The sequence below is a fragment of the Microcoleus sp. B3-D2 genome (assembly GCF_036705345.1).
In the GTDB taxonomy this organism is placed as follows: domain Bacteria; phylum Cyanobacteriota; class Cyanobacteriia; order Cyanobacteriales; family Microcoleaceae; genus Microcoleus.
Genome location: NZ_JAUBUG010000116.1, coordinates 6,276 through 11,938 on the forward strand (window position 1 = coordinate 6,276; position 5,663 = coordinate 11,938).

The 5,663-nt window shown below is 45.0% G+C and carries 3 protein-coding genes; 1 reads left to right on the plus strand and 2 read right to left on the minus strand.

Going from position 1 to position 5,663, the window contains the following annotated elements; translation table 11 throughout:
- The coding region (locus tag QUB14_RS27095; RefSeq protein ID WP_333221094.1) for a S8 family peptidase at positions 1–2,050 on the minus strand (2,050 nt) is incomplete at its 3' end.
- Between the two features lie 601 nt (positions 2,051–2,651).
- Positions 2,652–3,536, minus strand: a complete 885-nt coding sequence (locus QUB14_RS27100; RefSeq protein ID WP_333221096.1) for a 4-hydroxybenzoate solanesyltransferase — start codon at positions 3,534–3,536, stop codon at positions 2,652–2,654.
- Between the two features lie 210 nt (positions 3,537–3,746).
- Here QUB14_RS27100 and QUB14_RS27105 point away from each other — a divergent pair, with 210 nt between their 5' ends.
- The gene (locus QUB14_RS27105) at positions 3,747–5,363 is read left to right on the plus strand and encodes a Ppx/GppA phosphatase family protein (RefSeq protein ID WP_333221098.1); all 1,617 of its coding nucleotides are present in this window, start codon (positions 3,747–3,749) and stop codon (positions 5,361–5,363) included.
- The last annotated feature ends 300 nt before the right edge of the window (positions 5,364–5,663 follow it).

The window sequence follows — 5,663 nt, forward strand, 5'->3', positions numbered from 1 at the left end:
TGGGTGCTGTCCAAGACCACCACGCCGAGTTAGTTATCCCATTTTGGCTAGGTTCACCTTCTTCTCCTGTGGCTCCACTATTTGTTCCTGTACCATTGGCTGTTTCACCTGTCAAAGCAATTCGGTTGGCAAAATTGTCATTGACTGGAGGGGGAGGAACAATATTAAGTTGAATCTCACCTGTAGCACTGCTATAACCATCAACAGCTATTTGATAGGTTGTCCCGGCTGTGGCATCCAGGCTAAGCAGGCTAGTATTTCCACTCCCTCCCCCATCATCATCGTAGCCAATCAGAGTGAGGTTATTAACCGCAGAACCAGTGTAAACGGACAACCAAGTATCGAAATTACTATTTTTGGTGTCAATAGTAAAAGTCCCGGTACTGGGTGCTGTCCAAGACCACCACGCCGAGTTAGTTATCCCATTTTGGCTAGGTTCACCTTCTTCTCCTGTGGCTCCAATATTTGACCCTGTTGTACTCACGGGTACGCCACTTAGCAGAATCCGGTTAGCAAAGTTATCATTGGTCGCCCCTGGTGGGGTAGATCCCCCCAAAGCTGAATTAATATTCAGCCTACCTCCTGAAACCGTATTACCACTCAAAGTGGGAATAGGGTCAGTTGTTTGCATGAGCCTGTTTTTAACTTGCTGTGCTGTCCAAGTGGGATTTTGAGACCACAGCAACGCCGCCGCCCCGGTGACATGGGGAGATGCCATTGATGTCCCATCCTTAAAGCCATAAGTTCCTCCGGGTGTGGTGCTATAAATACCAGAACCGGGCGCTCCTAAATCTACTGTGGTGGCTCCATAGTTGGAGAAATCCGAGGAGAGTGCATCGGTGTCGGTGGTTGAGGCAACAGAGATAATATTAGATAGATCGTAGCTGGCAGGATAAACAGGCGTTATGTCATTGTTATTTATTTCATTACCCGCCGCAGCAATAAATAAAGCTCCCTGTTGTCCGGCGGTATTGATAGCATCGTATAGGCTTTGACTGTAGCCTCCGCCTGCCCAAGAGTTATTAGTAAGTTTGACTCCCTTCGCCGTTGCATAGTTAATGGCAAGGATTGCATCAGATGTATAGCCGGAACCCTCATCTGATAAAAACTTAAGTGGCATAATCTTGGCATTCCAGGCAACCCCGGTCACACCAACACCATTATTCCCTTTTGCGGCAATGGTTCCCGAAACATGGGTGCCATGTCCGTCGACATCCATCGGGTCATTGTCGTTATATGCAAAGTCCCAGCCGCGAACATCATCTATATATCCGTTATTGTCGTTATCAATGCCATCTCCAGCAATTTCCCCTGGATTTGTCCAGATATTCCCCACTAAGTCGGGGTGGTTGTAATCAACCCCCGTATCAATAACGCCGATAACTAAGTTTGGGTTGCCCTGTTGAATATCCCAGGCTTCGGCTGCATCGATGTCTGCATCGGCGGTTCCCCCACTTTGACCTGTGTTGTTGAGTCCCCATAATTGGGAATAGCTAGGATCGTTGGGAGTGGTTGTTTGGGGTGTAATTGTTGGTACTTTTTCTTGACCAGGACTAGGTTTTTGGACATCCTCAAGGGTGATGCTAGGTTTTCCGACATCATCATTGGGAGTTGTGGCTTGGGGTGTAATTGTTGGTACTTTTTCTTGACCAGGACTAGGTTTTTGGACATCCTCAAGGGTGATGCTAGGTTTTTCGACATCATCAAGGGTGATGATATAATCCGGCTCTATGTATTCAATGCGGGGATCATCCTTATAAGCGGATATTGTTTCTTCAACCTTTCCTGGAGGAATCTCCCAAATGTCAATCCCAAGTTGTGAGGCTTTGGTGACTTTGGTCACTCCGATTTCTGCCTGCAAGTTGGTAATTTGACTTGAATTCGCGGTGGGCTTCAGTTTGACTATTACACGATTTGAGTTAAAATTTTTAGCCATGATATTGTCGGTTTCTCCTAGAAAGTTGGTTGTTTCACTCGCACTAGCGGTGGGATAGGGAATGTTGCCAGAGGTTGATAAATTCTTGCGATCGGGCAATAGTGTGTCAGACATCGTATTTTTTCCTTTTTTTATGGGTGGAGGTTACTTTTGTCTTGCGTGTAAAAATGCAAGCGAGTTCAAATTAATGAACAAAAGTTTAGAAAATCGTCAAACTCGCTTAACTTTCCGCCGCTATGTCTCTATCATCAGAAGTACGCCGGAGGTTGTATACGTTTTGTAATGAAACTTTATACTGAGTTTTTCATAACGAGTAGGAAATGGCATCGTTAGACATTTTTTTCTTCCGGTGAAAGTGTTGCCTGTAACCAATCTCCATACCGACCGACAAAAAGATGTACTTTTTTATACTCCCTTAATTCAGTATAATTTCCTGTAATACAAAAAAATATCAGTTTTTATAAGCCAGCGCATAAGTAATATTTGTGAAAAGTCTAATCCAATTAGATTAATAACTAAGTATATTTATGTATAATTTTCCTGAAAAAGGATGGAGAAACCATCGCACATCCCCGGGGATGTGCGGGGGTGCGAGACTTGGATACAAAGCAGAGAGACACAGGCTTTCAGGCTTAAATCGATTTGAACCTCTTCTGTCAAACTTCAATCATTCGAGCTTCACACCCGTTTCCTGCAGGAAAAGCCCTACAAAAAACTAAAAAATCTCCCCAACAATCATCCCCGCCAATATTACAAACCCCACCCAAACATTTTGACGAAATATTTGACCGTAAACAAGCTTCGGAATATCGGCATTCCGCAGTTGAGTATATTGCAAAAACCACAAAATCGCGGCCGCACAAATTGCCACCCAAAAACCAATGTGCAAGTGCAGATTAATTCCCATTGCTGCCAATAAACCGACAGTACCCACAAAGAAAAAACCCACAGCATTAGCCGCATAATCCCCAAAAAAAATAGCGCTCGAATTCACCCCCAAACGCAAATCGTCTTCCCGATCGCTCATCGCATAAACTGTATCAAATCCCATCGTCCAAAACACGACTGCACCCCACAGCAGCCAAGTCGCTAATTCTAATTCGTCAACGGCGGCGCTCCAACTAATTAAAACGGCAAAACCCCACGCAATTGATAACACTAATTGCGGCACTGCAAAGAATCTTTTTGCCAGTGGATAGCAGATAATTACTGGTACGGCGGCGACGCACAGCCAGAAGCTTAAAGGATTGAGATAAAAAGCGAGAATGGCCGCACAAGCAAAGGAAATTAAAGCAACTCCTATTCCAGTTTGCACGGTGAGGGCGCGGGATGCTAGGGGGCGCGATTGAGTTCTTTCTACTTCGGGATCGATATCGCGATCCCACAAGTCGTTGATGACGCATCCCGCCGCACTCGTGGCTAAGGTACCCAACACAATCACGCCCACCAATGCTGCGGGCGGCCTCCCGTCTGCTGCTAAAAAGACTGCCCAGAGGGCTGGAATCATTAAAATCAGCCTTCCTGCTGGTTTGTCCCATCTCAAAAGCCTCACGACGGTTAGCAATGTGGATTCGGGTTGGCGATCGGGCTCTTTAAGCATTTCAATTCTAGATTTGAGATTTTTAACTCTAGATTTTATCAAATTTTAGGCACAATCACTTACTATCTCTGCTCGCGAGCATACTTCTATCGGAATTTAAAACAGGTGAAAGTCTTGCCCAGTCAGCAGTTCCCGATTTTGGCTAATTTAATAGAATGCCTAACTGGATTCGTGAAATAATTATAAATATCTGTCAACCCCGATACTCCAATGGTTAATTCACTTGCTTCTGCGGAGTCAAATCGCATTATTGCTGCTATTGATATGGGTACTAACTCATTTCACATGGTGGTGGCGCGGATCGATCCGAAATTGCCCGCGTTTACGATTATTGCTAGAGAAAAAGATACGGTTCGGTTGGGCGATTGTGAGGTTAAGACAGGCTGCTTGAAGTCCGAGGTTATGGAAAGGGCGATCGCCACTCTGCGCCGTTTTCAAGATATTGCTAAAACTTTCAATGCCGAACAAATTATCGCTGTTGCTACCAGTGCGGTTCGGGAAGCCCCTAACGGGCGAGAGTTCCTCAAACAAATTGCTGAAGAATTAGACCTGAATGTTAGCTTGATTTCCGGTCAGGAAGAAGCGCGGAGAATTTATCTCGGCGTTCTTTCGGGTATGGAGTTTAACAATCAGTCGCAGGTAATTATTGATATTGGGGGCGGTTCTACGGAGTTGATTTTAGCAGACAGTTCTGAGGCTCGCTCTCTCACCAGTACAAAAATTGGTGCTGTTCGCTTAACAGGACAATTTGTTAAAACTGACCCGATTAGCAGAGAGGAGTTTGCTTATTTGCAAGCTTATATTCGGGTTTCGCTAGAAAGACCGATTGACGAATTGCGCTCTCACTTCTATGCGGGCGAACCTCTGCGCTTGATTGGAACTGCTGGAACCATCGAAACTCTGGCTGCAATTAACGCTCGCGAAAAGTTGGGAACAGTGCCGAGTCCACTGGCTGGATATCAATTAAGTTTAAAAGATTTGCGCGATTTAGTCAATCGCTTTCGCAAACTTTCTTACTCAGAAAGGCTGGCAATTCCGGGAATGTCGGACAAGCGGGCAGAAATTATTCTAGCAGGTGCCTTAATTTTGCAAGAAGCGATGACACTATTAGGAATGGAATCGCTGACTGTTTGCGATCGCTCTTTACGAGAAGGCGTAATTGTTGACTGGATGCTGAGCCACGGTTTGATTGAAAACCGCTTGCGCTATCAAGGTTCCATCCGCCAGCGCAGCATTCTGCACATGGCTGACAAATATCAAGTCAATTTAGAACAAAGCGAAAGAACCGCAGCATTTGCGCTCAAATTGTTCGACCAAACTCAAGGAATTCTGCACTCTTGGGGAACCGAAGAACGGGAGTTGCTGTGGGCAGCCGCGATTCTTCACAACAGTGGTTTGTACGTCAGTCATTCGGCGCACCACAAGCATTCTTACTATTTAATTCGGAATGGTGAGTTATTAGGATACACTGAAACAGAGATAGAAGTAATTGCCAATTTAGCTCGCTATCACCGTAAAAATCCTCCCAAAAAAAAGCACGAAAATTTTCTAATACTTCCCAAAAAATACCGAGAAGTCGTTAGTAAATTGCATCCTTTTCTACGGTTAGCAGTGGCTTTAGACAGGCGACAAATTGGCGCAATTTATGATTTTAAATGCGAACACCGCCAGGAAGTTCGAGAGTTTCACTTGCGGCTGCAACCGCTCAATCCCGGGGACGATTGCGCTCTGGAAATGTGGAGTTTGGATTATAAAAAGCCTGTTTTTGAGGCTGAGTACAATCTCAAATTAGTGGCAACTTTAGAGCCGACTCTCGTTCCAGTTTAAAGACGAGGTAGAGCCGGGAAACGATAAACTGTAGGGTGTGCAGTGTTAGAGAGAGTCTTCGTGGTGAAGAAGACCCTCAAATGCTTGAAATCTCGAAGCCTACTATCGTTAAATCTTTTTCTTTTAAGGGGCGATCGGTAATAAACCTAGTTTATTGCCGATCGCCAGCCGATAGGATGAGGCTGACGGGGTGACAACCCCGTCAGAACACTGATATAATCAAGGACATAGCCCTCATTCCCCTCTGAAAAAATGGTAGTTTGTTTCGCCTGATTTTCATTAATTCAGTAATAATGTCTT

Bases quoted from the DNA above. Each gene is read 5' to 3' on its own strand.
- QUB14_RS27105 (WP_333221098.1), top strand. From the start codon at position 3,747: ATGGTTAATTCACTTGCTTCTGCGGAGTCAAATCGCATTATTGCTGCT.
- QUB14_RS27100 (WP_333221096.1), bottom strand. From the start codon at position 3,536: ATGCTTAAAGAGCCCGATCGCCAACCCGAATCCACATTGCTAACCGTC.